A 25449-nucleotide genomic window follows, 5' to 3' on the forward strand; every position below is an offset into this window, starting at 1 on the left:
GGCTGTGGGTATGGAGCGAGCTGGGTCGGTCGGCGTCGAGCTCGAGGCGTTCATGGTGGAGTACGGCAGGCGGACCAACGCGCATGACGTCGGGCGGTTGCGGGAGCTCATCGCGGATGATGCGAGCTACTGGTTCACCGATGGGTCCTACGAGGGAGTCGAGGCGATCGCCGGTGCGGTGCAGCGCACCTTCGAGGAGATCCGGGATGAGATCTACACGATCAGCGATGTGCGATGGGTCCATGTGTCGGCGGACTTCGCCGTTGTCCGGTACAGGTTTCACTGGGTTGGGTTCGTCGACGGTCAGCGGCGCGAGGGGCGGGGGCGAGGTACTAATGCGCTGGCCAGGCGTGACGGTCGGTGGCAGGTGGTCCACGAACATTTAAGTACCTGACCCGCGATGGGTCGGGGGGTGATGATGGGGCGGTGGGACACAAGCGGAGGGGTGAGCGCGGGAAGAGCTTTGCCGCGATCTTTGCGGAGGCGGAGGCTTCGGGGTCGGGGCCGAGCGAGCCGTCTGTCGCGTGGAGTCAGCCGGTTGTGGACGGGGAGTTCACCGATGAGCATGGCGTCTGGTGGCAGTTGCGAGGTGGTGACGAGTTGATGCCGTGGAAGCGGGTTCAACAGTTGCTCAGGGATCCGGAGGTGCGGGTTCTGCGGTTCTACGCGAACGAAGCCCGCGACGTGCTCCCGGAAGAGCGCGAGAGCTTCGCGGCGGAGATCAAGCCCTATCTGACCTCCGAGATCGTCCGCCCTGCCGGCGACTGCACCGACTTCCTCGCCGGTGAGTTCAAGGACGAGCATCACAACCACCTGCTCGTGGTCGAGCAATCCTGCTAGTACGCCGTACTGCGGTGTCGCCGCGCCTAGCATTACCCGGTGCTGATCGAAGAGCGGGTCATGGGGGATGGGGAGCTGGACGAGTTGCTGGCGGCTGCCTTCCGGGAATTGGTGGCGCGGTATGGGGGTGAGGGGCGCTCGACGGTCCATGAGGGGGCGCGGTTTCTGGTGGCCTGCGTGGACGGGCGGGGGATCGGGTGTGGGGCGTTGCAGCCGACTGGGGATCCGACCGTGGGGGAGCTGAAGCGGATGTACGTCGAGCCGGCCTTTCGTGGGCGCGGGATCGCTTCGGCTGTGCTGGCCGGGCTTGAGGAGCTGGCGTCGGGGGTGGGATACCGGACGATTCGCCTGGCGACGGGGGAGCGGCAGCCGGAGGCGATCGCCTTGTACGAAAGGTGCGGTTATCGGTTGAGCGAGCCGTACGGCAAGTACATCAACGACCAGCTCGCCCGCTGTTATCAGAAGTCGCTGATCTTCCAGTCGTAGAGGAGGCCGGTCGGGTCTTCTCTTGGTGAGCCGACGAAGGTGAAGCCGCAACGGAGCGCCAGCCGTTGGGAGGGGACGTTGTCGGCTGAGGTGATGACGATCAGGCGCTGCAGGTCCAGGTGGTCGGTGACGTGACGCTGAAGGAGGCGCAGGGCTGTGGTGCCGATGCCTTGGCCACGGTTGGCGGCAGTGAAGAGGTGGTAGCCGACCAAAGCCTCGTTCATGTGGCGGTCGTGGAGGAAGATCTGGCCGACCAGGACCTCAGAGCGCAAGATGCCGAAATAGAGCATCGACGGGTCGGATGTCGCACGGTCGGCCCAGGTCAGTGAGTGCCTGACGATCGGATCTGTCAGGCACTCCTCGAGGTCAGCGGGTCGTATCGCGGCCAGCGAGATATTCCCGTCCATCAGCGGCGGCCCGTCGTACAGCATCAGCTGCCGGGCTGCGTGGAGCCGCCGGGCTGGGTCGAGCCGGTTGGCGGCATCAGGAGGCCACGTAGGCGGCCAGGTGTTTGCCGGTGAGGGTCGATTGCTGGGTGATCAGGTCGGCGGGGGTGCCTTCGAAGACGATCTGGCCGCCGTCGTGGCCGGCGCCGGGGCCGAGGTCGATGATCCAGTCGGCGTGGGCCATCACTGCCTGGTGGTGCTCGATGACGATGACCGACTTGCCGTCGTCGACCAGGCGGTCGAGCAGGCCGAGGAGTTGTTCGACGTCGGCCAGGTGCAGGCCGGTGGTCGGCTCGTCGAGGACGTAGATGCCGCCCTTCTCGCCCATGTGGGTCGCCAGCTTGAGTCGCTGGCGTTCACCGCCGGACAGGGTGGTCAGCGGTTGGCCGAGGCTGAGGTAGCCGAGGCCCACATCGGCCAGGTACGTCAGGATCTTGTGCGCGGCCGGCGTACGGGCGTCTCCTTCGGCGAAGAACTTCTCCGCCTCCGTGACCGACATCGCCAGTACTTCGCTGATGTCCCGCCCGCCGAACTGATACTCCAGCACCTCTTCGCGGAACCGCTTCCCCTCGCACACCTCGCAAGTCGTCGCGACCCCCGCCATCATCGCCAGGTCGGTGTAGATGACCCCGGCGCCGTTGCAGTTCGGGCAAGCGCCCTCGGAGTTGGCGCTGAACAGAGCAGGCTTGACCCCGTTGGCCTTCGCGAACGCCTTGCGGATCGGCTCGAGCAGTCCCGTGTACGTCGCCGGGTTGCTGCGCCGCGACCCCTTGATCCCCGTCTGGTCGATCGACACCACGTCAGCGGACGCCGGTACGGACCCGTGGATCAGCGACGACTTCCCCGAGCCCGCGACACCGGTCACCACGGTCAGCACCCCGAGCGGGATGTCGACGTCGACCGACTGCAGGTTGTGCGACGTGGCGCCGCGGATCTCCAGGTGACCGGAGGGCGACCGCAGCGAAGGCTTCAGCGACGCCCGGTCGTCGAGGTGACGACCGGTCAACGTGTCGCTGGCCCGCAGCCCGTCGAGGGTGCCCTCGAAGCAGATCGTGCCGCCGCCCGTGCCGGCGCCCGGCCCGAGGTCGACGACATGATCGGCGATCGCGATCATCTCCGGCTTGTGCTCGACCACGAGCACTGTGTTGCCCTTGTCGCGCAGCCGGAGCAGCAGCTCGTTCATCCGCTGGATGTCGTGCGGGTGCAGCCCGATCGACGGTTCGTCGAAGACATAGGTGACATCGGTGAGCGACGACCCGAGGTGCCGGATCATCTTGACCCGCTGCGCCTCACCACCCGACAGCGTGCCGGCCGGCCGGTCGAGCGACAGGTAGCCCAGGCCGATCTCGACGAACGAGTCGAGCGTGTGCTCGAGCTTCTCCAGCAGCGGCGCGACCGTCTTGTCCTTCAGGCCGCGGACCCAGTCGGCCAGGTCGCTGATCTGCATCTGGCAGCAGTCGGCGATGTTGACGCCGGCGATCTTCGACGAGCGGGCGCCCTCGTTCAGCCGGGTGCCGTCGCAGTCCGGGCAGGTCTGGAAGGTGATCGCCCGCTCCACGAAGGCGCGGATGTGCGGCTGCATCGCCTCGACATCCTTGGCCAGGAAGGACTTCTGGATCTGCGGGATCAGCCCGTGGTAGGTGAGGTTGATGCCCTCGACCTTGATCTTGGTCGCTTCCTGGTAGAGCAGCGCGTGCAGTTCCTTCTTGGTGAACTTCGCGATCGGCTTGTCGACGCTGAAGAAACCACAGCCACGCAGGATCCGGCCCTGCCAGCCGTCCATGCTGTACCCCGGGATGGTCAGCGCGCCTTCGTTGATCGTCTTCGATGCGTCGTACAGAGCGGTCAGGTCGAAGTCGGTGACCGAGCCGCGGCCCTCGCACCGCGGGCACATGCCGCCGGTGATGCTGAAGCTGCGCCGCTCCTTGGTCGTCTGGCCGCCCTTCGACACGGTGACCGCGCCCGCGCCGCTGATCGAGGCGACGTTGAAGGAGAACGCCTGCGCCGAGCCGATGTGCGGTTGGCCGAGCCGGCTGAACAGGATCCGGAGCATCGCGTTCGCATCGGTCGCCGTGCCGACCGTGGAGTGCGGGTTGGACCCCATCCGCTCCTGGTCGACGATGATCGCCGTCGTCAGCCCCTCCAGCACATCGACGTCCGGCCGGGCGAGCGTCGGCATGAAGCCCTGCACGAAGGTGCTGTAGGTCTCGTTGATCATCCGCTGCGAGTCGGCCGCGATGGTGCCGAACACCAGCGAGCTCTTGCCCGACCCCGAGACGCCGGTGAACACCGTCAGCCGGCGCTTCGGGATCTCGATGCTGACGTCCTTCAGGTTGTTCACCCGCGCGCCCTGGACCCGGATCAGGTCGTGGCTGTCAGCAACGTGTTCTTTCCTCGGCATCGTCGTCAGCGCGCTTCCTGGAGCCGGACCATGTTGCCGGACGGATCACGGAAAGCACAGTCCCGTACGCCGTATGGCTGGTCGATCGGTTCCTGCACGATCTCCACGTCGGTGGTCTGCAGCTTGGCGAAGGCCGCGTCGACGTCGGGCGTGGCGAGCAGGATGCCGGCGAACGTGCCCTTGGCCATCATCTCCGTGATGAGCCTGCGCTCCTCCTCGGTGATGCCGGGGTCGACCGCCGGCGGGTGCAGCACGATGCTGGTCCCGGGCTGGCCGGGCGGGCCGACGGTGAGCCAGCGCATGCCGTTGTAGCCGACGTCGTTGCGCAGCTCGAAGCCGAGCGCGTCGCGGTAGAACGCGAGCGCGGCATCCGGGTCGTTGTGGGGGAGAAAACTCGCGCTGATCGTGATGTCCATGGCGATCACGCTAGCCGTGACTCGGGGGCGGGTGCTTCTCGATTCCTGATCGGTCTGCTCACCTGCTTCGACAGCAGCGTCGGCATCCCGGCCAGTTCCCCCGCGGCCTGCTTGCGGTAGACGCTCGGCGGTACGCCGACCAGCTCGGTGAACCGGGTGCTGAAAGTACCCAAGGACGAGCACCCCACCTCGAAGCACACGTCCGTCACGCTCATGTCGCCCCGCCGCAACAGCGACATCGCCCGCTCGATCCGCCGCGTCATCAGATACGCGTACGGTGACTCTCCGTAAGCAAGCCGGAATTGCCGGCTGAGATGCCCACCCGACATGTTCACCCCCCGGGCCAGTGCCTCGACGTCGAGCGGCTGCGCGTACTCCCGGTCGATCCGGTCCCGGACGCGCCGCAGCAGCGCGAGATCGCGCAACCGCTGGTCGTCGTCTGTTCTGCCGCTCATGTCACCGATCGTGCCATATTCCGTAGACCGCCGGGAGCACGTTCGAGCCCACCTGTGGACAACCCAGGTCGAGACGGCCGCGGGTGTTCCGACGTACCGGGTGAGGCTATGGAAGGGGTACATGATGCGATCGACGGCAGATCATCTGTTACGGACTTACCTGACGCTGATGGTGGTGTCGACGGCTGCCTCGTCGATGATCTGGGGTATCAACACGCTGTTCCTGCTGGACGCCGGCCTGAGTGTCGGGCAAGCCTTCGCGGCCAATGCGTTCTTCACGCTGGGGCAGGTGCTGTTCGAGGTGCCGACGGGCGTCGTCGCGGACACCGTCGGCCGGCGGGCCTCGTACCTGCTGGGTACGGCGACGCTGGTCGGGTCGACCTTGCTCTACCTGTTGCTGTGGCAGGTGAAGGCTGGGTTCGCGCCTTGGGCGGTGGCGTCGGCGCTGCTCGGGCTGGGGTTCACCTTCTTCAGCGGGGCGACCGAGGCCTGGCTGGTAGACGGGCTGGCGGCCAGTGGGTACCAGGGGTCGCTCGAGTCGGCGTTTGCGAAGGGGCAGGTCGCCAGTGGTATCGCCATGGTCGGCGGCACGATCGCTGGCGGCGTACTGGCTCAGTCGACCAACCTCGGTACGCCGTACCTCGTCCGCGCCGTCTTGCTCGTCCTCACCTTCGTGGTGGCCTGGCGGGCGATGCATGATGTCGGGTTCGCGCCCAAGCCGCGTGTGTCGGTCACTGCTGAGATGCGGGACATCCTGCGCTCGTCGCTCGACCACGGGCTGCGCAATCCACCAGTGCGCTGGTTGATGCTCGCAGGCCCGTTCACCGCAGGTGTCAGCGTCTACGGCTTCTATGCCGCCCAGCCGTACCTCCTGCAGCTCTACGGCCACACCGGTTCGTACGCTGTCGCCGGGGTGTCCGCCTCCATCGTCGCTGTCGCGCAGATCCTCGGCGGGACATCCGCAGGACTCGTCAGCCGCGCATTCCGAGCCCGTACTTCGGTATTGCTGCTGACCGTGATCGTCACCGCCGTAGTGCTGGTACTGATCGGGCTGGTCGCCAGCTTCTGGCTTGCGCTGGCTCTACTGGCGATCTGGGCGACCATGTTCGCTGCAGCCATGCCCGTGCGGCAGGCGTTCCTGAACAGCCTCATCCCGTCGGCACAGCGGGCGACAGTGCTCTCGTCGGACAACCTGTTCGCGTCGGCCGGTGGCGTGGTCATCCAGCCGGCGCTCGGCCGGGCCGCCGATGCGTCGAGCTACGGGCAGGCGTACGTCATCAGCGCCGGCCTCCAACTCCTCGCGGTGCCCTTCCTCCTGCTCGCTCGCCGGGACTCCTCAGCCGCCGACCGGGGGCCGGCCAACGACAACCGGTCAGCCAACGACAACCGGTCAGCCAACGACAGCGGATCAGTCGGCGACGGTGAGCTGGATGACGACGGTGTCGCCCTCGTCGAGGGACTCGGCTGAGCGGACTACGGTCTTGAGCGGCACGATGTACCGGCCGTCCTTCGGGAACAGCGAGGTGGTCCACTCGGTCCCGCCGATCTGCGCGGTGACCGGGATCATCCCCCAGCCGTAGCTCACGTAGGCCGACGACGCCTGCAGGTCGAGGCATTCGGGCTCCGGCACCGTCACGAAGTACCAGGGCGCGGGCCCCCGCCAGAACCAGATCTCACCACTGAACTCGAGCTGCACCGGCCCAGAATATGGCCCGCCGTAACTTTCCGGCCGCTTTGCTCATCGTGCTTCGTGTATGCGGGATTCGGCGATTGGGTGGGGGAAGTCATGGCGGGTCGGCGGTCTGTGAGTGCGGCGGTGGGGTTCGCGCTTGTGCTGGGAGCGCTTGTCGCTGGTATGCCGGAGGTGGTGGCGGCCGCGCCGGAGGTGGTGGCGGCCCAGCCGGTGAGGCCGGGGATCGCGGTGCTGCCCGACCTGCCTGAGGTGGGGGTGGCGCAGTTCGAGCCGGGCGAGAGCAACGTCGTACCGGCTGTTACGCCCGCCGCGGCTGACGTGAAGAGCTTGGCCGGCCTGGCGACCGGGACTGGTACCTACGCCTGCCCGGGCTTCAACACGGTCGACGACAAGACCTCTGTGGCGATGCTCAAGGCGGACAAGTATGCGTGGGGTCCGTACGCGGCGTACAAGGTCGGCAACGGCAGCGGGAACATCAACTGGCGGCTCAATCCCTACAAGAACCGCAGCTGGTACATGTGGTTCCACTCGCTGCGCTGGCTGGGGCAAGGGATCATCGCGGCCGGCAAGGGGGATACCTCCGCGATGGCCAGGGTCGCCGCGATCAGCAAGGACTGGGTCGCCGACAATCCGTACTCCTGGAAGGGGGACGCCGGCGCCTTCGAGTCGACGATGCACCGGACCAACGTGCTGCTCTGCCTGCGCCAGGCCATCATGGCAGGGCTGGGCGTCACAGCGTTACCGGCGGCGTACAAGTGGCTCGACGTCGCGCTGGTCAACCATGCCAGGTTCCTGACCGCGAACTGGAGTGGGGCGTGGAACCACGGCACGGACGAGAGCATCGCGCTGTTCGGCGTCGGCTGCACCCTGAATCGCAACGACTACAAGGCGACCGCGCAGAACCGGCTGGCGGCCGGAATCACCACCGCGATCGACTCGCAGGGTTCGTCCAACGAGCAGTCGACGGCTTATGCCCAGTTCAACTACTACCTCTGGGGCCGTGCCGTCACCGCGCTCAAAGCCTGCGGAGCCAACCCCGGTACAACGATCACCGCGCGGCGAAAGTTGATGGCCGGCTGGCTTGCGCTCGCTACCAACTCCCTCGGCAAACTGCACCAGCTCGGCGACTCGGAAGTGGTCGCTACTGGCGCGGACCCTGGTACGCCGCTGGCTTATGCGGGGAGCCTCGGCCGTGAGGGCACTCCTCCGGGCCGGCGGATCGGTTCCTTCAGGGCGGGCTATGTGTTCGGTCGCACGGGGTGGGGCGAGACGCGTCCGTTCACGCAGGAGTCGGCGTACAGCATCCGGTTCGGGCCGTCGCGGGCCATGCACGGTCACAGCGACCACACGGCGATCACCTACACGTCGCATGGCCGGGACATCCTGATCGACGGCGGTCACTCCGGCTACCAGCCAGGCGTCTGGCGTACCTGGGTGTGCAGTCCGTACGCAGCCAGTGCCATGACGACTCCGTCGGCCGTGCAGACCAACCCGGTCACAAAGTTGACCCGGTCAGTTATCAACCCGACTACCGAATTCTATGAGTTCGCCGATGTGCCGGGAGTGGGGGTCAGCCGGTATCGCGCGGTGCTGGTGCTCAAGAATCCGGATCTGATCGTCACGCTGGACCGGGCGAGCAGCAAGAAGGCGCAGCAGTTCCAGACGCTGTGGCATCTGCCGTCCGACCAGAAGGCGACGGTCTACTCACGTACGACGGCGATCGGGATGAAGTCTGGCGACGCGAGCCGGACCATCCTGTTCCAGGTGCCGTACCGGCAGCCGCTGCCCCGCGGTGCGATCCTGGTCAAGCAGGGTCAGACCAACCCGATCCAGGGCTGGCACTACCCGAACATCTTCACCCGGAAGTCCGCCCCGACACTGATGTTCGCGCGCTCGGGGACGACGGCCTCGATCCTGTCCGTGATCGCGCCCGTACCAGCCACCAAATCCGTGCAGTACAAGGGCCGCTGGTCCGGTACGACGTACGTCGTCGACCTCGTCGTCGCGGGCGTCAAGACGTCCTTCGGGATCACTCCGGCGGGGTCTCTCTACCGCGTTCGGTGACCGTCCGGGCCGAGATCTCGAAAGTGTCCGGGGGTGGGTCTAGTGTGCGAGCGGTCAGGGGAATTTCGGGCAAAAGGGGCAGACTGATGGCATCACGACTCAATCCGTACATCGGTTTCAACGGAGATGCGCGGCAGGCGTTCGAGTTCTACCAAGGCGTCTTCGGAGGTGAGTTGGCGCTGAACACCTTCGGTGAGTTCGGGGCGCCGGACACCGAGAACGCCGACAAGATCATGCACGCGATGCTGGAGACGCCGCAGGGCTACACGCTGATGGGATCGGACACTCCGTCGCACCTGGACTTCCAGCCGGGCAACAACATCTCGGTCAGCCTCAGTGGTGACGACGGCGAGGAGCTGCACGGGCTCTTCGACAAGCTCGCCGAGGGCGGCACGGTGACGATGCCGCTGGAGAAGCAGATGTGGGGCGACGAGTTCGGCATGGTCGCCGACCGGTTCGGCATCTCCTGGATGGTCAACATCTCCCAACCGCAGAGCTGAACTGACGACGGAGTTGCTGCGTCTGCCGGATGGTCGGCAGGCGCAGTACTGGAGCGGTGGCGACCTGCTTGGGCCGGTCGTCTTCTTCCTGCACGGGTGCCCGGACACACGGCACGCGGCGTACTGCGGGGACGTGGCGGCCCGGCGTACCGGGTTGCGGTTGGTCGCGGTCAACCGGCCGGGGTACGGGTTGTCGACCGAGGCTTCGGCGAGCCATTTGTCGGTGGCGGATGATGTCGCGGCAGTGGCCGATCAGCTGGGCGTCGGGCGGTACGGCGTACTGGGGATGTCCATCGGTGGGCCGTATGCGCTGGCGTGCGCGGCGCGGGATCCCGAGCGGGTGACCGCAGTCGGGGTGGTGGCGAGTCCGGGGGAGGTTCCGGCGCTTGATCCGCCCTATCACCGTGATGATCTCGGGGTGGAGCAGAAGGGTTTGTTCCGGGCCTTGGCGCGGACGAAGCCCGGGGATGCGATGGAGCTGATTCGGCCGGACTTCGAGGCGTATGTGGCGAAGCTCGCGCCTGGGGATCCGGACGACGAGGCATTGGCTGGGAGGTTCTGCGCCGGGTTGAGTGAGCTGGACGCGGAGGTGGCCGGGCGGCAGACGGCTGCCGAGATCGCCGCGGCCGTTCGCGAGGCGCTGGTCAACACGGCCGGCTATCTGCGCGATGCCGCGATCTCCTTCAGGCGTTGGGAGTTCCGGCCTGAGGTGATCAGTTGTCCGGTGAGTCTTTGGTACGGCGAGCTCGATGCCAATGCGTCCGTCCGCAACGGTGAGTGGCTCGCGGAGCGGATTCCGGGGGCCGAATTAATCGTTCGTCCGGGCGAAGGGCATCTCGGTAGTCTGCACAACCACTGGGACGAGGTGCTCGGCAGATTGGGGTAGCCGTGAACGAGGTGCTCTTCGACGCGGTACGGCACAACAACTGGGCGACCCAGTCGTTGCTCACGTTCTGCCGGGCTCAGAACTTCACCGCGGAGCAGCTCGAGGTGACCGGGGTCGGCACGTACGGCGGCATCCTCGCGACGCTGCACCACATCATCACCTGCGACGGCAGCTATGTACGCCGCTTGGCGGACAGCGATCTTCTGCCCTGGGCCGACGGCAGCAACCCGGACGCCGACTTCGCCACCTTGGCCGAGTGGGCCGAAGAAGCCCGCCTCCTCTGGGAAGACGTCCTCAGCAAGCCGATCGACGTCGAGCGCGTCATCGTCGTCGACAACGGCCTCCGCGCCTGCCACGCCGGCATCTTCATCGCCCAGGCCCTCAACCACGCCAACCACCACCGCGAGCAGGTCTGCGCCATCCTCACCGGCTTCGGCATCGAGCCTCCCGACATCCAGGCCTGGGAGTACGCCTGGTCCACCAACCGAATCTGGGACCTCCCGAAGTAGGCCTCAGGGCAGGTGAGCGAGCACCTCGTCATGCGGCCAGCTCTCAGCCATGACCCGGCTCAGCAACGGATCAGGCGATGAGGTGCAGTACGGCGTCTCGTCCTGGTTGACGACAGTCGCGACGACCGGCTTGGTGAGCAGATCCCACGGAGCGATCCGGTTGGCGAGGACGCCCTCCAGACGCAGCTCGGCGTAGGCGGGGTTGTCACCCCACCAGACGGCGAACGCTTCCTGGAGCTGCGCAGGATGGACGCCGATCCAGACCCCGTACGTCAGCTTGTGATCGCCTTCCAGGCGGATCGGCAGCAACGCGCGAACAAACGCGCCGAACCCGTCGGCTTGCAGCATCACCGAGTCGCTGGGAGTGGCGTGGCTCATCCATAGACCGGGCAGCTGCTCCCAGTCCGGCAGGTCGAACAGCGGCGTCGGCAGCTGGAAGCGGACGTGTCGGTCGTGTGCGTCGGTAGCTCGGTCACAGGTCGGGCAGGTGTCGGTCTCCACCGGGTGAGTATGCGGGGTCAGGCGGGTGACCGGCGGACCAGGTCTGTGGATTCTTGGACTGCGGTTAGTGGGGTGCCGTGGGTGAACCAGTTGAGCAGGTTGTCGACTACTAGTTGGCCCATGGCGTTGCGGGTGGGGATGGTGGCGGAGCCTACGTGGGGGAGTAGGACTGCGTTGGGGAGGTCCAGGAGGGCGGGGTGGACTTGAGGCTCGTGTTCGAAGACGTCCAGGCCGGCGCTGAGGATGATGTTGGTGGCCAGGGCTTCGGCCAGGGCTGCTTCGTCTACGACCGTGCCTCGGGCGATGTTGATGAGGATGCCGTCGGGGCCGAGGGCTTTGAGGACTTCGGCGTTGACGAGGTGGCGGGTTTCGTCGCCGCCGGGGATGACGATCATCAGGATGTCCACGGCGGTGGCCAGTTCGAGCAGCGTCGGGTAGTAGGTGTAGGCAACGTCTTTGCGGTGACGGTTGTGGTACGCGATGTCGATGCCGAATGCCCGGGCGCGATGGGCGATCGCCTCGCCGATCCGGCCGAGGCCGAGGATGCCCATCGTGCGGCCCTTCAACGTTGCCTTGGTCAACGGGTACGCGCCGTCAGGCCAGGAGCCGGCGCGCAGGTAGCGTTCGGCGCGGGAGAGTTCGCGGGCCGTCATCAACAGCAGGCCGAGGGCGGTGTCGGCGACCTCGTCGTCCAGTACGCCGGGAGTGTTGGTGACGATCACCCCACGCTCGGCGGCCGCCACCGCGTCGATCTTGTCGTAGCCGACGCCGAAGCTGGCGACGATCCGCAACGCGGGCAAGCGGTCGAGGAACGCGCCGTCGATCGCGGTACCGCCGGTCGCAACGGCGGTGATGTCCTTGGCCCGCTCGGCCAGTACCGCGTCCGGGTCGTCGGCCTCCCACAGGCGGATCACGTCGAAGTGCTCCGCGGTACCGGTCAGCACGGTCTCGTTCATCGGGCCGGGCATCAGCACTGTGGGACGTGACATCGCAACTCCCGCGGGTCGAGGACTTGTGGCCAACCCTATTTCGCCGCCTCCGCCGTGAGACGGAGGGCCCATCCCCCGGACGGCAGAGAACTGCCGCCAGAAGGTCGTTCCGCGGCGCGATGTGCGCGTCCGCTCCGGTTCCTAGGTTTTCGGGTATGCGAAAAACCTTGGCCGCGGCCCTCGCCGCAACCATGACGATCACCACGGCGACAACCTCAACAGCTACAACGCGGGCACCCGCGCTGGATTGGCACGGCTGTAGTACCGGTTCTGCCGATGAGGTCGGGCGGCAGTTGGATGCGGTGGGCGCGCAGTGCGCCGAACTGCAGGTGCCGCTCGACTATGCCCATCCGGCCCGGCGGCAGATCACCGTCGCCATCGCCCGCCGGCTCGCGACCGACCGACCGCATCGCCAGGGGACGCTCGTCGTCAACGTCGGCGGTCCGGAGGCCTCCCGGCAAGGAGTCAACGTCTTCCTCGAGGCGTCCCCGAAGGTCGCCGCGACCTACGATCTCGTGGGCATCGACCCGCGCTTCTTCGGCCGCAGTACGCCGCTCGAATGCGACTGGCCGACCAACCGCTACCTCAACCTCGTCCAGTTCGGTACTCCGGATCGCGCGTCGTTCGAGCACAGCGTCAGCCTCGCGAAGGATCTCGCCGGCCGCTGCGCGCCGTACGCCGAGGTGCTCCCGTTCGCCTCCACCCGGAACATCGCGCGCGACCTGGATCGGGTCCGTGAGGCGCTCGGTGAGCGGCGGATCTCCTTCCTGGGTTGGTCGTACGGCACCTATCTCGGCGCGGTCTACCTCCAGCTGTTCCCAGGCAACAGCGACCGATTCGTGCTCGACAGTTCGCACGGGCCGGATTCGTACGGGCCGCGGTGGACTCGGGAGACGGCGTCGGCGGACGCCGGCGCGCTGGCGGATTGGGCGGCGTGGGTTGCGCGTCGCAATTCGGAGTACGGGCTCGGTACTACGAAAGCGCGGGTGCTCGCGGCGGTCGACCACATCGCCCGGGTGGCGAAGCGGCGGCCGCTGGCGGTTGGCACGCATCGGGTGGATGCGGCGATGCTTCCGGGGTTGTTGCTGACTGTTGCTGACACTGATGAGTTGTATGGGGAGTTCAGCGCGCAGGTTCGGGTGTTGCGGGATGCGGCGGATGGGCTGGTGGTGACGCCGACGGCGACGCAGGACGAGCGGTTCGGGCTCTATGAGTTGGGTGAGGTGATCCCGGAGTTCGGCTTCAGTGCGACTAATGCGAACCAGTGCGCGGATCGGGCGGCGCCGCGTGATCCGGAGGTCTACTACCGGGATATCCGGGCGCATCTCGCTACTGAGCCGCTGTACGGACCACTGGCTCGGCACATCACCCCATGCGCCTTCTGGCCGACCTCACCGGTCGAGCAGCCGACAGTGATCGACAACAACCGACCTGCCCTCATCGTCAGCGCCACTGGTGACCCCGCCACGCCGTACCCCGGCCAGTTAGCCATGCACCAAGCCCTCAAAGGCTCCCGTCAGCTAACCGTCACCGGCGCCTACCGCCACGGGGTCTTCCCCTACAGCCCCTGCGTAGACGACACCGTCAACCGGTACCTGGGTGAAGGCGCCCTGCCGGCGGGTGATCTGAGCTGCCGGGGTCAGCGGTGACCGGGGCGGACTAGGCCTGCTTCATAGGCGACTACTACTGCCTGGACTCGGTCTCTGATGCCTAGCTTGGCCAGGAGGTTGCTGACGTGGGTCTTCACGGTGCCGGGGGAGACAGCCAGTTGCTCGGCGATCTCGGCGTTCGAGCGGCCGCGGGCGATGGCGGTCAGTACCTCGCGCTCGCGGTCGGTCAACGCTCCTACCGCGCGTACTGCGGCCGCATCCTCCCGAGGCGCTAGGTGCTCGAGCAGTCGTCGTGTCGTGGAGGCGGCCAGTACGGCGTCTCCTGCATGCACGGTACGAATCGCCGCCAGCATCTCCTCGGGTGGCGCGTCCTTCAGCAAGAACCCGCTGGCGCCGGCGCGGATCGCGGCGAGCGCGTACTCGTCCAGGTCGTACGTCGTCAGCATGATCACCCGAGGCGAACACTCCAACGCCACCGTCTGCCGAGTCGCCTCCACGCCATCCATCCCCGGCATCCGAACGTCCATCACCACCACATCCGGCGCCAACCGCTCAGCCTCCCGTACCGCACTGACCCCATCCCCAGCCTCCCCCACGACGGCCAGGTCGTCCTGCGACTCGATCACCATCCTGAACCCAGCCCGCACCAACCCCTGATCCTCAACCAACAAAACCCGAATCGGCGTCACCACGGGAGCCGCACCTCCAAGCGCCAACCACCGCTGCCCCACGGCCCAGCCTCCACCGTCCCGCCGTACGCACCCACCCGCTCGCGCACCCCCACCAACCCATACCCGCCCACCCCGCCGCCGGGGTACCCACCGCTTGCCCCACTCTCGGCGGCCTGCTCCTTCACGCCGTTCCCGGACCTGCGCTCGCGCAGCACCTCCGCGATGGTTCGCTCGCCCACCTCGTTCCCGGAGGGGCGCTCGTCCACCTTGGCCCTGGAGGGCCGCTCGTCTACTCCACCCGTCCCTCGAGCGTTGGGTGCTGCCGCATCGGGGTCAGGTGTGCTGTCGGTGTTGGTGACGGTGATCTGCAGCTCGGTAGCACTCCAGTCGAGTGCTACCGATGCGTGTGCTTCGGGGCCTGCGTGTTTCAGCACGTTGGTGAGGGCTTCCTGGACTGTGCGGTAGGCGGTCAGTTCGCGGCCGGGGTCGGCGGCGCGGATGGCGGGTGGGGTTGGCATGGTGAGGGTGACTGCTTGGCCGGCTGCCTGGAGTTGCGTGATGAGGACGGGGATGTCCGCCAGGCCGGGAGTCGGTGGGGGCGGGGTGGTGGGGGACGGGCCGTCTCGTAGTACGCCGAGGATCTGGCGGGTCTCGGCTAGGGCTTGGCGGGCGTAGGTGGCGATTGTGGTGAGGGCCGCGGTGCCGGCTTCGGGGGAGGCGGTAGCGGCGTACCGTCCGCCATCGGCTTGCGCGATCAGTACTGCCAGCGAATGCGCCACCACGTCATGCATCTCCCGGGCGATCCGGTTCCTCTCAGCCAGTACCGCCAGCCGATCGCGCGCCGCCAACTGCTCCAAGCGCACGCGATGCAGCGTCCCGAACGCCCACGCCGCCAGTACCGTGCTGGCCATGAACGCCCCCAACAGCACATGCGCCGCCGTCGCCTCCGACAACTGCGGCCAGGACAACCCACCCAGCACAGCGCCAACCAGCCCCGAGCCCACCCCGACCCGCCCAGCCCACAGCGGCCCGTACGCCGAAAGCGCGTAAACCGCCATCGGTACGGCGACATCAGCAGGCAACGCACCAGCACTGTCACGCACCGTCAACCACTGCACGAGCGCTGCCGCCATCACAATCGCCGCGCAAACCACCGCAGCTCGCCGCCGCACCACCAGCGGCGCCACCAGGAGCACCGTCAGCACGAACGAGCCCCAGCCGCTTCCAGCGATCACCTCGAAGAGCAGGCAACCACCCAGCAGGGCCCCCGCGACGTACGCGTCGACGGCAAGTTCATGCGAGCGCACCCACGATTCCACCCGCTCGCCAAGCACACCGGCCACTGTAGTTCCCCACGGTGCACCCGCCTGTACGCCGCAATCGCGCGAGCCGTCCCACCGCGGGGGCGCCTGGCCGGTTCCGTCCGAGCCTTGAGCCGGCAATACCGCCGTACCGCGGGCGCAGTGCGGCCGGCAAAGCCGGGGGTACCGCGGGCGTCGTACCGGCGAGCACCATCGGAGGAGACAGTGAGGAGCTGAGCATGATCATCGACTGTGCTTACTACCGGGACGGCCGTCGGCAGCACGTCGGGGCGATGTCGGTGGAGGATGCCGCGTCGCATTGCCGGCTGGGTGGGTTCGTCTGGCTCGGGCTGTTCGATCCGACCACGGAGGAGCTGGCGCAGGTCAGCGAGAACTTCGGGCTGCACGAGCTCGCGGTCGAGGACGCGCAGACGTTCCATCTGCGGCCGAAGGTCGAGCCGTACGAGGGGGACATCCGCCTGGTCATCCTCCGCACCGCCCGGTACGACGACGAGCGCGAGGAGGTCGACTTCGGTGAGGTCAGCGTGTTCGTCGGCCCGTCGTTCGTGATCACCGTCCGGCAAGGCGTCGCCAGCGAGCTGCACGGTGCCCGGACCCGGCTCGAGCAACGCCCCGAGCTGCTGGAGAACGGGACCAACTCGGTGCTCTGGGCAATCCTCGACCAGGTCGTCGACACCTATGGGCCGGTGGTCGCCGAGCTCGAGCGCGACATCGAGGAGGTCGAGCGGACGGTGTTCGCCGGCTCGGTGGCGCCGACCGAGCGGATCTACTTCCTCCGGCGTGAGGTCACCGACTTCTACCGTGCGGTGCACCCGCTGCTCGCGGTGCTGGCGACGATCGAACGCGGAGCGCGGAGTACCGGATTGCTGCCGTACTTCCGTGACGTCCACGACCATCTGGTGCTGGTGAACGAGGAGGTCGCCGCCCAGCGCGACCTGCTCGCGACCGTGCTGGAGGCGAACATGGCGGTGATCTCGGTCGAGCAGACGAAGGTGAGCGTCCAGCAGAACGCGACCATCGAGCAGCTCACCATCCTCGCGACCGTCTTCCTGCCGCTGACCTTCGTCACCGGCTTCTTCGGCCAGAACTTCGGCTGGCTGGTCGACCACGTCGGCGCCTTCTGGGACTTCGCCGTCCTCGGCCTGGGCGGCCTGCTCATCCCCTGCGTCATCCTCTTCATCTGGATCCGCCACCAACGCGCCACCCGCGGCACGTAGCCGGCGTAACAACCGCACGCCGGAGGCGATCTAGCAGGTATGGGATTCGATGAGCCGATGACGCGGGACCCGCTGTTCTGGGTGGGCCTGGTGGTGGGGGCGATCGGCAGCGTGATCGGCGTGGTCGTTCGTGATCAGAGCTTCGGCTCCGCCGTCTGGGCGGTGTTCTGCGGGACGATCAGCTTCACCTGGCTCGGTGCCGGCGGCATCGGCGTGCTGATCCGCGGCTACTTCCGCCGGCGCCGCGACCGCGCGGCCGACCTCGAGCTGATCCTGAGCGACGTACCGGTCAGAGAAGTCGAGTAGAACGCCTTGCGTTGTTGAGGTTGTTGAGTATGCAAAGGGAGTTTCAAGGAGTGGGCGACGGGCTGGGCGTTACGGACCGAGACGAGTAAGTTACTCCGCATGCCCGCCACCAGTCCGCTGTATGCCTTGTACGTCCGTCGCCTCCGTTCCCAGCTCGCCGGTCGTGCGTTGCCCGAGCACATCGGTGTGGTGACGGATGGGAATCGGCGCTGGGCGCGGGGGAAGGGACACAGCAATCCGAGCGTCGGGCACCGGCGCGGCGCCGAGCACATCGAGAACCTGCTCGGCTGGTGCGAGACCGCGGGCGTACCGCACGTCACCGTCTTCCTCTGCTCCACCGAAAACCTGGCCAAGCGCGACGACGCCGAGGTCGCCTACCTGATGGAGGTCGTCGAGGAGATCGTCGCCGGCCGGCTCGCGCAACCCGGCGGCCGCTGGCAGGTCCACATCGCCGGCCTGCTCGACCTGCTGCCGGACAGCACCGCGCACGCGTTGAAGAACGCCGTCGACGCGACGAAGGACGTCGCCACCGGCAACCACATCACCCTCGCGATCGGGTACGGCGGCCGCCAGGAAGTGGTCGAGGCGGTCCGGTCGCTGCTCGAGTCCGAAGCGGATTCCGGCAACGATCTCAACGGCCTGGCCGAGACGCTCAACGCGGACGACATCACCAAGCACCTCTACAACGTCGGCCAGCCCGACCCCGACCTGATCATCCGCACCAGCGGCGAGCAGCGGATGTCGAACTTCCTGCTCTGGCAGAGCGCCTACTCCGAGCTGTACTTCTGCGAGGCGTACTGGCCGGCCTTCCGCGAGGTCGACTTCCTCCGCGCCCTCCGCTCGTACGCCGACCGCCACCGCCGCCGCGGCGCGTAGTACCGGCCGGCGCTACGAGCAGTCGTCCGGCGTGAAGTCGCCCAGCGGCGTCACGATGTACCAGTCCTGACCGTCTGCCGAGAACGTGCGCTCGATCGGCGAACCACCGGCACTAGGGCTCTCGGTCGGTGGGTGGTAGCGGACCATCCCAGGCCTCAGCCCTTTGAGGTCGGCCAGCGTGAAGCCCGCTTCCAGGGCAGCCCAATTGTGGTCATCACCCCAGATCTTGATGGTGTACTTCCGGGCTGCCTGCAAAGCCGGCGCCGGACCGGATGGCTGCCACTCGTCGGTACCCGCCAGCGGGATCGTGGCGACCGCCTTCCGCGGATCCGAATTGGTGTACTCGACCATCGGAGTACTTCCGATGGTCGGGTTCGACGGAGCAACGGAGACGTCGTAGAACTCGATCTCGTCGATCACCCCTTGGCAGTCCTGCAGCACCATCACCGGCCGGCCGCCGTCGTCCACCGACAGCCCGATCACCGCATTCGACCGCTTCGGCCCGCAGCCCGTCGCACTGCTCAGCAGGCAACAGCCGATGATCCCGACTCCGACCAGCTTCGCCCAGTTCATGCGGCAGCGTACGTCGTGGGTGGGGGCAGCGCTAAAGGCTGCCGAGGTCTTCGAAGATCAGGGCTGTGCGGGTGCCCAGTACTTCGGGGATGGCCTGGAGTTTCTCGAGGACCACTCGGCGCAGCCCTTCGTTGTCCGCGGCGCGGACGAGCAGGATCGCGTCGAAATCGCCCCCGACCAGAGCCATGTGCTTGACCTCCGGGATGGCCTGGAGCTGTTCGCGCAGCGCGCGCCAGGAGCTCTGCCGCAGACTCAGCGTGACGTACGCCGACGTGGCCAGCCCGAGTTTGAGCGGGTCGACGGTCGCGGTGAACCCGGTGATGACGCCGGTCGTCGTGAGGCGCTCGACCCGGGCGTACGCGTTGGCGCGGGAGATGTGCACCTGGTCGGCCAGGGCCCTGATCGAGAGCCGGCCGTCGCGGCTCAGGGCCGCCACGATCTGCCGGTCGATCTCGTCCAGCGCCGGGGCGACGACCATCTGTCCAGGTTCGGCCGGGCGGACCCTCACGTCATCGGACATTCTGCTCCTCCAATGGGCATCACCGGACCGAACGTCTGAGGATTCTCCCAGCTATGGATCCGAATGGCCATAAGTATGACGATGAACCATCCGTACGTCTGTCTGCGCAGGAGGGTTCATGACTACCGTCGAGGAGCGTTTGCTCCCCTCCGATCACCCCGTTCAGCTCATCGACGAGCACGGCCGGCGGCACGACAACCCGCAGTACGGGGTGCCGCCTGCCGAAGCTCTCGTCGACGGTTACGCACAGTTGGTGGTGGGCCGCAGGATCAACGACCAGGCCAGTGCGCTCGTCCGCCAGGGCCGGCTCGCGGTCTACCCGTCGTCGCACGGCCAGGAGGCCTGCCAGATCGCCGCCACCATGGTGCTCGGCGAGCAGGACTGGCTGTTCCCGACGTACCGGGACACTGTCTCCATCGTCAGCCGCGGTGTCGATCCGATCGAGACGCTGACGCTGCTGCGCGGCGACTGGCACTCCGGCTACGACCCGTACGAACGCAAGGTGGCGCCGCAGTCGACCCCGCTCGCGACGCAGCTGATCCATGCCGTCGGGGTTGCGCACGCCGCGCGGCTCAAGGGTGAGGACACCGTCGTGATGGCGCTCTGCGGTGACGGCGCGACCAGCGAGGGCGACTTCCACGAGGCGCTGAACTTCGCGGCCGTGTTCAAGGCGCCGGTGGTGTTCTTCATCCAGAACAACGAGTACGCGATCTCCGTCCCGCTCGCGCGTCAGACGGTCGCGCCATCCCTTGCGCACAAGGGGATCGGCTACGGCGTACCGGGCGAGCGGGCCGATGGCAACGACCTTGCCGGGCTGCTTGCCGTACTCGGGTCCGCTGTCGCCAAGGCGCGGGCCGGCGAGGGGCCGCAGCTCATCGAGGCGCACACGTATCGGGTACAGGCGCATACGAACGCCGACGACGCGACCCGATACCGCAACGAGGCCGAGGTCCAGCCCTGGTTGGAGCGCGATCCGCTGAAGCGGCTGGAGGCGTATCTGACGACCGAGGGTCTGCTGGATGACGCGCGTCGGGACGAGGCGGCTGCCGCTGCCGACAAGGTCGCCGAGGACCTGCGCGTCGGGTTGATGCAGGAGGTGTCGCCGGATCCGGCGGAGCTGTTCGCGCATCTGTACGCGACTCCGACGCCACAGCTGGTCGAGCAGGCCGCCTTCCTGCAGGACGAACTGTCGCGAGAGGAGGCCTGATCATGGCGCACGAGAAGCTCTCCATGGCGCAGGCGCTGAACCAGGCGCTCCGCGATGCGATGAAGGCCGACGAGACGGTGCTGATGTTCGGCGAGGACGTCGGCGCGCTCGGCGGGGTCTTCCGGATCACCGACGGGCTGACCGCGGAGTTCGGTGAGGACCGTTGCTTCGACACCCCGCTGGCCGAGTCCGGCATCGTCGGGATGGCGGTCGGGCTGGCGATGAACGGGATGCGGCCGGTCGTCGAGATGCAGTTCGACGCGTTCGGCTATCCGGCGTTCGAGCAGGTGGTCAGCCATGTCGCGAAGATGCGCAACCGCACCCGGGGCAAGGTCTCGCTGCCGATCGTGATTCGGATGCCGTACGCCGGTGGCATCGGTGGGGTCGAGCACCACTGCGACTCCTCCGAGTCGTACTACGCGCACACGCCGGGTCTGACCGTCGTCGCGCCGTCGACGGTCGCGGATGCCTACACGTTGTTGCGTCGGGCGATCGAGTTCCCGGACCCGGTGATCTTCATGGAGCCCAAGAAGCTGTACTGGGCCAAGGAAGAGGTCGACCTGAGCGTCTCGGAGCCGGGGATCGGGACGGCTGTCGTGCGGCGCGAGGGGACGGACGCGACGCTGATCGCGTATGGGCCGTCGGTGCCGATCGCGCTGGAGGCGGCCGCGGCTGCTGCTGCGGAAGGGCGGTCGCTGCAGGTTGTCGATGTGCGTTCGATCGTTCCGTTCGACGACGAGACGGTGTGTGCGGCTGTTCGGAGTACCGGCCGGGCTGTGGTGGTCGCCGAGGCGAGTGGGTTTGCGAGCGTGTCGTCGGAGATCGTCGCCCGGGTGACGGAGCGGTGCTTCCACTCGCTGGCGGCGCCGATCCGGCGGGTGACCGGGTTCGACATCCCGTACCCGCCGCCGAAGCTGGAGCGGCACCAGCTGCCCGGCGTCGACCGGATCCTCGACGCGGTGGACTCGCTGCAGTGGGAGGACTCATGAGCACCACACAGACCTTCCTCCTCCCCGACCTGGGCGAAGGCCTGACCGAAGGCGAAATCGTCCGCTGGCTGGTCGAGGTCGGCGACGTCGTCGCCGTGGACGCCCCCGTCGCCGAGGTCGAAACAGCCAAGTCGATCGTCGAGGTCCCCACCCCGTACGCCGGCGTCGTCGCCGAACTCCACGGCACCGCCGGAGACACCATCGACGTAGGCAAACCCCTGATCACGATCGGCGTCCTCGCTCCCGCCGCCGCCGAAACCTACCGAGAGGAAGAAAAAGCCGGCTCCGGCAACGTCCTCATCGGCTACGGCACCCCCGACTCAGCAGCCTCAGGCCGCCGCCGACGCCCCCGTGATACTGCGGTTGTCGTCGCACCGGCGGCACCGAAGCCACGTACTGTTCCGCTGGTGATTTCGCCGTTGGTGCGGCGGATGGCCAAGGATGCTCAGGTTGATCTGCGCACGCTGGAAGGTTCGGGTGCGGGTGGGTTGATTGTGCGGCGGGATGTTGAGGCTGCGATCTCGGCGAAGGCTGATAAGCCTGTGGTGGTTGAGGAAACGGCCGACTCGCGCACTGGGCTGGCGGAGCTTCGGCGTACTCCGGTCAGTGGGTTCCGGAAGGCTGTGGCGGCTACTTTGAGCCGGAGCCGGCGGGAGATTCCGGAGGCGACCACCTGGGTTGATGTGGATGCGACGGAGCTGCTCGAGCTTCGGGAGTCGTTGCGGACGGCAACGGACAGTGGGCCCGGGTTGCTGGCGTTGATGGCTCGGTTTGTAGTTGCTGGGCTGAAGAAGTATCCGGAGTTGAACGGGTTCGTCGACACCGAGCGCGAAGAGCTGGTGCAGTACGACGGAGTGAACCTCGGGCTGGCGGCGCAGACCGAGCGCGGCCTCGTCGTACCGGCTGTGGTTGATGCGCATCTGTTGACAGCCCGCGGGCTGGATGCGGAGATCAGGCGGCTGACCGCCTCGGCGCGCGACGGGAAGCTGACCCAGCGCGAGCTGACCGCCGGCTCGTTCACCTTGAACAACTACGGCAGCTTCGGTGTCGACGGCAGCGCGGCGATCATCAACCACCCGCAGGTCGCGATCCTCGGCGTCGGCCGGATCATCGACCGGCCCTGGGTGGTCGACGGCCAACTGGCGGTCCGCAAGCTCACCCAACTCTCCCTCGTCTTCGACCACCGGGTCTGCGACGGCGGTACCGCGGCCGGCTTCCTCCGCTTCGTCGCCGACGCCTTCGAGTCCCCGTCCTCGATCCTCGCTGACCTCTAGATCAGCTGACGGGGTCTCAACCCGATCAGAATGGCGCGAAGGCCGGTTTGGAAGCGTGCTTCCGGGCCGGCCGAGTCGTCTCGGCTCAGGTACGCGGCCAAGGTGCCGGCGCCGATTCCGAGCTGATCCCCGGCGGCGGCGGCCCATTCGGATTCTGTGAGACGGCTTCTGCGGACGGTCGCGCTCCAGGCGGCGTCGGTGACGGCGGCTCCGACGACGTAGTGGAAGACAGCAGAAACGGCCGCGTCCAGGTAGACGCCCTTGAAGCCGGCTGAGCGCAGGATCGACAGCATCCGCTCGGCGTACGCCTGATAGTTGGGGCCGAGACCCGCATGGCTCGCCATCAGCTGCGACGCCCACGGATGTTCAGCCAGTACGTCGTACGCCGCGCCCGCCAGCACCGTCAACCGGTCGCGCCAATCGCCCTCGTCAGCCGGTACCAGCGCGTCAGCCAGCACGGTGTCGACCGTCAGCTCGAGCAGATCGTCCTTGTTCGCCACTCGCCAGTAGAGCGCCGACGTGGCCGCCGTACCGAGTGAAGCCGCGAGCCGGCGCATCGACAGCTTCTCCAGCCCGTCCCGGTCGAGCATCTCGATCGTGGCCCGCACGATGTCCTCGCGACTCAGCGGCGCCCGGGTCTCATCAGGCTCAGCCCGCAGCCAGACCGACCCCAGCACAGTCTTCTCATCCGCCTCGCGCGCCATTCCGCAGACCTTACTGACACGATGTGCCAGAACCAAATACAGCGTATTAGTTGCCTCACTCATCTGGTTGTCACGACCAGAAGAGGCGGCTTTGTGGCTACGCAACGCACCCGAATCGCTCGCTGTCCGTTTTGTTATCGGAACGGCGCGGCGAGCCGCGGCCCAATGGCTTGCGTCCGGCAACAAATGCCCAGCAGAATGCCGAAGGCGTGGGCCGCGCCCACCTGTCCGGCCTGGGGAATCTCTCCGGTGGTCGATCAACAAAAGATGCCCGTCCTGTCGGACCGGTATGACGAGTGGGAAAAGAGACTTGTGAACGAGGAAGTGAAGACGGAGCGCCGTGGCGCGCTCAAGGCAGTCAGCGCGAGGAGTGGCGCGCTCCTCGGTGGAGCCGGTGCCCTCGCTTTGGTGCTGGGTGGGCTGACCGTGGCGCTCGCGCCGGGGGCTTCGGCCGACGGGATCGTGCACGACGGCAACCCGACCTGCGCCGATCTGGTCCCTGGCTCGCAGGAGATCAAGTTCGACCCGCCGGCCGCGGGGGCCAAATCCGAGAACGGCGTCACGGTCACGATGACGGTCCGCGACCTGGCGGTCGACGACCCCGCGCACGCCGGTGACCAGACCGGCAGCAACGTGATCGACTTCGTCGCCGTCGGTGGCAGCGTGCTCGGCGTGATCGTCAAGGGCGGTCCGAACGCGAACTTCTACGACTACCGGCCGGACGGTGTCCTCGCCGGTACGTCGCTGCACCCGCCGGTGAACGAGAAGAACAAGAACCTGCCGTTCTACGGTCTGAGCCACGTCGACTTCTGCTACGGCAAGCCGACCACCACCCCGACCCCGACCCCGACCCCGACGGTGACGCCGTCCGAGACCCCGTCGGAGACGCCGAGCGAGACCCCGTCGGAGACTCCTTCCGAGACGCCGAGCGAGACTCCTTCGGAGACGCCGAGCGAGACGCCGAGCGAGACGCCGAGCGAGACCCCGTCGGAGTCTCCGTCCGGGACGCCGAGCGAGTCGCCGTCTGCGACGCCGACCTCGACGCCCAGCCAGAGCACTCCGGTGGTCGTGCCGACCGAGGTCGACGCCGGTCTGTCCGGCCCGGCGTTGGCGAATGCCTCCGCCAACTCCAGCCACCAGGGTGTCTGGGGCGGAGTACTGCTGGCCTTCGGTGTCATCCTGCTCGCCGCAGGTGTGCTGAAGACCCTGAAGCGCCGTGGTAACCACGCCGCCTGACAAGCCCGGTAGGCGCCGCCGTCAGGGCCGCCGTTCACCTCGGTGGACGGCGGCGTTCCTGGCGGTCGGCGCCACACTGGTTGTTGTCGGCGGCTACGTGCAGTTCAGGGGTGGGAACTCGGCCGCCGATCAGGGTGGCCAGATCCAGCAGAGCCCGAGCCTGACCCCTCGGACTCCGTTCTCGCAGTCGGCCCCAGCGGCGAAGCCGTCGGCACCGGCCACCGGAGCGCCGACCGCACGGCCGAAGAAGGGCGCCACGGGTACGACCGAGCCGAGGACGAGATCGGCGGATCGCGCCAAGTCGGGCGCTCCGGTACGGGTGTCCGTTCCGCGCCTCGGCGTCTCGGCCCGGGTGCTCGGTATCCGGGCCCGTCGCGGCGCGTTGATCCCGCCGTCCAACCCCAGGCTGGTCGGCTGGTGGTCCGAGGGCGCACGCCCCGGGGCGGCGAAGGGCTCGGCGATCATCACCGGTCATACGGTGCACAACGGTGGCGGCGCCTTCGACGACCTCGAAGAGCTCCGTGCCGGCGATGCGGTCACGGTCTCGACCGCCAAGGGCACGATCAGCTATTCCGTCGTGGCTGTTGCCGTGTACCGCAAGGGAGCCCTGGCGAAGCAGGCCGCGCGCCTGTTCGACCAAGCGGTGCCTGGCCGGTTGGTCCTGGTCACGTGTGAGGACTGGGACGGCAGCAAGTACCTCAGCAACGCGGTGGTCATCGCCAAGCCTGTCGGTTGACCTGCGCGCAAACGAATGGCCG

General features: G+C 67.4%; 29 protein-coding genes. 17 read left to right on the top strand and 12 right to left on the bottom strand.

The features are described 5' to 3' along the window. The first annotated feature begins 10 nt into the window (after nucleotides 1–10). The 3 genes from ACIA12_RS25375 to ACIA12_RS25385 are packed head-to-tail and all read left to right on the top strand — an operon-like array spanning nucleotide 11 to nucleotide 1326. On the top strand, nucleotides 11–394 hold the full coding sequence (locus ACIA12_RS25375) for a YybH family protein (RefSeq protein WP_396369569.1): 384 nt from the start codon (nucleotides 11–13) through the stop codon (nucleotides 392–394). A 32-nt stretch (nucleotides 395–426) separates the two neighbouring features. Then, nucleotides 427–840: a hypothetical protein gene (locus ACIA12_RS25380; RefSeq protein ID WP_396369570.1), complete on the top strand. Its 414-nt coding sequence runs from the start codon at nucleotides 427–429 to the stop codon at nucleotides 838–840. 39 nt (nucleotides 841–879) lie between these two features. Continuing rightward, nucleotides 880–1326, top strand: coding sequence for a GNAT family N-acetyltransferase (locus tag ACIA12_RS25385; RefSeq protein ID WP_396369571.1), 447 nt, complete (start codon nucleotides 880–882; stop codon nucleotides 1324–1326). Here ACIA12_RS25385 and ACIA12_RS25390 read toward each other — a convergent pair. Genes ACIA12_RS25390 through ACIA12_RS25405 form a run of 4 tightly spaced genes read right to left on the bottom strand, consistent with a single transcriptional unit; the run spans nucleotide 1299 to nucleotide 5044 of the window. Beyond that, a complete protein-coding gene (locus ACIA12_RS25390; RefSeq protein ID WP_396369572.1) occupies nucleotides 1299–1757 on the bottom strand; it encodes a GNAT family N-acetyltransferase in 459 nt (152 codons plus the stop codon). The two genes, ACIA12_RS25385 and ACIA12_RS25390, sit on opposite strands and share 28 nt — an antisense overlap. 52 nt (nucleotides 1758–1809) lie before the next feature. Next, a complete protein-coding gene (locus tag ACIA12_RS25395) occupies nucleotides 1810–4173 on the bottom strand; it encodes an ATP-binding cassette domain-containing protein (RefSeq protein WP_396369573.1) in 2364 nt (787 codons plus the stop codon). A 5-nt stretch (nucleotides 4174–4178) separates the two neighbouring features. Further along, a complete protein-coding gene (locus ACIA12_RS25400; protein WP_396369574.1) occupies nucleotides 4179–4589 on the bottom strand; it encodes a VOC family protein in 411 nt (136 codons plus the stop codon). 5 nt (nucleotides 4590–4594) lie between these two features. Beyond that, on the bottom strand, nucleotides 4595–5044 hold the full coding sequence (locus ACIA12_RS25405) for a helix-turn-helix transcriptional regulator (RefSeq protein WP_396369575.1): 450 nt from the start codon (nucleotides 5042–5044) through the stop codon (nucleotides 4595–4597). A 121-nt stretch (nucleotides 5045–5165) separates the two neighbouring features. On the opposite strand from ACIA12_RS25405, the gene ACIA12_RS25410 reads away from it, so the two are divergent. Beyond that, nucleotides 5166–6512 carry an MFS transporter gene (locus ACIA12_RS25410; RefSeq protein ID WP_396369576.1) on the top strand — a complete coding sequence of 449 codons (1347 nt, stop codon included), beginning with the start codon at nucleotides 5166–5168 and terminating at the stop codon, nucleotides 6510–6512. Here ACIA12_RS25410 and ACIA12_RS25415 read toward each other — a convergent pair. Next, nucleotides 6453–6740, bottom strand: coding sequence for a DUF1905 domain-containing protein (locus ACIA12_RS25415; protein ID WP_396369577.1), 288 nt, complete (start codon nucleotides 6738–6740; stop codon nucleotides 6453–6455). The two genes, ACIA12_RS25410 and ACIA12_RS25415, sit on opposite strands and share 60 nt — an antisense overlap. Nucleotides 6741–6899: 159 nt before the next feature. Between ACIA12_RS25415 and ACIA12_RS25420 the strand changes: the two genes are divergently transcribed. From ACIA12_RS25420 to ACIA12_RS25435, 4 genes are all read left to right on the top strand, one after another. Next, nucleotides 6900–8801, top strand: coding sequence for a heparinase II/III family protein (locus tag ACIA12_RS25420; RefSeq protein ID WP_396369578.1), 1902 nt, complete (start codon nucleotides 6900–6902; stop codon nucleotides 8799–8801). Between the two features lie 86 nt (nucleotides 8802–8887). Further along, nucleotides 8888–9301: a VOC family protein gene (locus ACIA12_RS25425; RefSeq protein ID WP_396369579.1), complete on the top strand. Its 414-nt coding sequence runs from the start codon at nucleotides 8888–8890 to the stop codon at nucleotides 9299–9301. A gap of 13 nt (nucleotides 9302–9314) precedes the next feature. Further along, nucleotides 9315–10187 carry an alpha/beta fold hydrolase gene (locus tag ACIA12_RS25430; protein WP_396369580.1) on the top strand — a complete coding sequence of 291 codons (873 nt, stop codon included), beginning with the start codon at nucleotides 9315–9317 and terminating at the stop codon, nucleotides 10185–10187. Nucleotides 10188–10189: 2 nt separating this feature from the next. After that, entirely contained in the window at nucleotides 10190–10696 is a 507-nt protein-coding gene (locus ACIA12_RS25435) for a DinB family protein (protein WP_396369581.1), read from the top strand. 3 nt (nucleotides 10697–10699) lie between these two features. Here the strand turns inward: ACIA12_RS25435 and ACIA12_RS25440 are convergent, their stop codons facing one another. After that, nucleotides 10700–11197, bottom strand: coding sequence for a DUF2199 domain-containing protein (locus ACIA12_RS25440; protein ID WP_396369582.1), 498 nt, complete (start codon nucleotides 11195–11197; stop codon nucleotides 10700–10702). Between the two features lie 17 nt (nucleotides 11198–11214). Further along, nucleotides 11215–12186: a 2-hydroxyacid dehydrogenase gene (locus tag ACIA12_RS25445; RefSeq protein WP_396369583.1), complete on the bottom strand. Its 972-nt coding sequence runs from the start codon at nucleotides 12184–12186 to the stop codon at nucleotides 11215–11217. A 155-nt stretch (nucleotides 12187–12341) separates the two neighbouring features. On the opposite strand from ACIA12_RS25445, the gene ACIA12_RS25450 reads away from it, so the two are divergent. Next, nucleotides 12342–13835, top strand: coding sequence for an alpha/beta fold hydrolase (locus ACIA12_RS25450; protein ID WP_396369584.1), 1494 nt, complete (start codon nucleotides 12342–12344; stop codon nucleotides 13833–13835). Here ACIA12_RS25450 and ACIA12_RS25455 read toward each other — a convergent pair. Together ACIA12_RS25455 and ACIA12_RS25460 are read right to left on the bottom strand one after the other, a co-directional pair. Then, on the bottom strand, nucleotides 13826–14488 hold the full coding sequence (locus ACIA12_RS25455) for a response regulator (protein ID WP_396369585.1): 663 nt from the start codon (nucleotides 14486–14488) through the stop codon (nucleotides 13826–13828). The genes ACIA12_RS25450 and ACIA12_RS25455 overlap by 10 nt on opposite strands. After that, complete coding sequence (locus tag ACIA12_RS25460; RefSeq protein WP_396369586.1) at nucleotides 14482–15774, bottom strand: histidine kinase; 1293 nt, start codon at nucleotides 15772–15774, stop codon at nucleotides 14482–14484. The genes ACIA12_RS25455 and ACIA12_RS25460 overlap by 7 nt, the downstream gene beginning before the upstream one ends. A gap of 233 nt (nucleotides 15775–16007) precedes the next feature. On the opposite strand from ACIA12_RS25460, the gene ACIA12_RS25465 reads away from it, so the two are divergent. The 3 genes from ACIA12_RS25465 (at nucleotide 16008) to uppS (ending at nucleotide 18188) form a co-directional block, all read left to right on the top strand. Next, nucleotides 16008–17006, top strand: a complete 999-nt coding sequence (locus tag ACIA12_RS25465) for a magnesium and cobalt transport protein CorA (protein WP_396369587.1) — start codon at nucleotides 16008–16010, stop codon at nucleotides 17004–17006. A gap of 57 nt (nucleotides 17007–17063) precedes the next feature. Beyond that, nucleotides 17064–17312 (top strand): hypothetical protein, encoded by a 249-nt coding sequence (locus ACIA12_RS25470; RefSeq protein WP_396369588.1) that lies wholly within the window; start codon nucleotides 17064–17066, stop codon nucleotides 17310–17312. Between the two features lie 99 nt (nucleotides 17313–17411). After that, nucleotides 17412–18188, top strand: a complete 777-nt coding sequence (gene uppS / locus ACIA12_RS25475) for a polyprenyl diphosphate synthase (protein ID WP_396369589.1) — start codon at nucleotides 17412–17414, stop codon at nucleotides 18186–18188. 12 nt (nucleotides 18189–18200) lie between these two features. Here the strand turns inward: uppS and ACIA12_RS25480 are convergent, their stop codons facing one another. Continuing rightward, a complete protein-coding gene (locus ACIA12_RS25480; protein ID WP_396369590.1) occupies nucleotides 18201–18761 on the bottom strand; it encodes a hypothetical protein in 561 nt (186 codons plus the stop codon). Between the two features lie 31 nt (nucleotides 18762–18792). Further along, the gene (locus ACIA12_RS25485; RefSeq protein WP_396369591.1) at nucleotides 18793–19281 is read right to left on the bottom strand and encodes an Lrp/AsnC family transcriptional regulator; all 489 of its coding nucleotides are present in this window, start codon (nucleotides 19279–19281) and stop codon (nucleotides 18793–18795) included. A 118-nt stretch (nucleotides 19282–19399) separates the two neighbouring features. Between ACIA12_RS25485 and ACIA12_RS25490 the strand changes: the two genes are divergently transcribed. Genes ACIA12_RS25490 through ACIA12_RS25500 form a run of 3 tightly spaced genes read left to right on the top strand, consistent with a single transcriptional unit; the run spans nucleotide 19400 to nucleotide 22751 of the window. Next, nucleotides 19400–20488, top strand: a complete 1089-nt coding sequence (locus ACIA12_RS25490; protein WP_396369592.1) for a thiamine pyrophosphate-dependent enzyme — start codon at nucleotides 19400–19402, stop codon at nucleotides 20486–20488. Nucleotides 20489–20490: 2 nt separating this feature from the next. Continuing rightward, nucleotides 20491–21477: an alpha-ketoacid dehydrogenase subunit beta gene (locus ACIA12_RS25495; protein ID WP_396369593.1), complete on the top strand. Its 987-nt coding sequence runs from the start codon at nucleotides 20491–20493 to the stop codon at nucleotides 21475–21477. After that, complete coding sequence (locus tag ACIA12_RS25500; protein ID WP_396369594.1) at nucleotides 21474–22751, top strand: dihydrolipoamide acetyltransferase family protein; 1278 nt, start codon at nucleotides 21474–21476, stop codon at nucleotides 22749–22751. Before ACIA12_RS25495 ends, ACIA12_RS25500 begins: the two co-directional genes overlap by 4 nt. Here ACIA12_RS25500 and ACIA12_RS25505 read toward each other — a convergent pair. Next, the gene (locus ACIA12_RS25505) at nucleotides 22748–23455 is read right to left on the bottom strand and encodes a TetR/AcrR family transcriptional regulator C-terminal domain-containing protein (protein WP_396369595.1); all 708 of its coding nucleotides are present in this window, start codon (nucleotides 23453–23455) and stop codon (nucleotides 22748–22750) included. The two genes, ACIA12_RS25500 and ACIA12_RS25505, sit on opposite strands and share 4 nt — an antisense overlap. 312 nt (nucleotides 23456–23767) lie before the next feature. On the opposite strand from ACIA12_RS25505, the gene ACIA12_RS25510 reads away from it, so the two are divergent. Together ACIA12_RS25510 and ACIA12_RS25515 are read left to right on the top strand one after the other, a co-directional pair. Then, entirely contained in the window at nucleotides 23768–24691 is a 924-nt protein-coding gene (locus tag ACIA12_RS25510; protein WP_396369596.1) for a hypothetical protein, read from the top strand. Further along, nucleotides 24672–25427: a class F sortase gene (locus tag ACIA12_RS25515; protein WP_396369597.1), complete on the top strand. Its 756-nt coding sequence runs from the start codon at nucleotides 24672–24674 to the stop codon at nucleotides 25425–25427. The genes ACIA12_RS25510 and ACIA12_RS25515 overlap by 20 nt, the downstream gene beginning before the upstream one ends. Nucleotides 25428–25449: the final 22 nt, after the last annotated feature.

The sequence above is a fragment of the Kribbella sp. NPDC051620 genome (assembly GCF_044453825.1).
Classification (GTDB): Bacteria; Actinomycetota; Actinomycetes; order Propionibacteriales; family Kribbellaceae; genus Kribbella.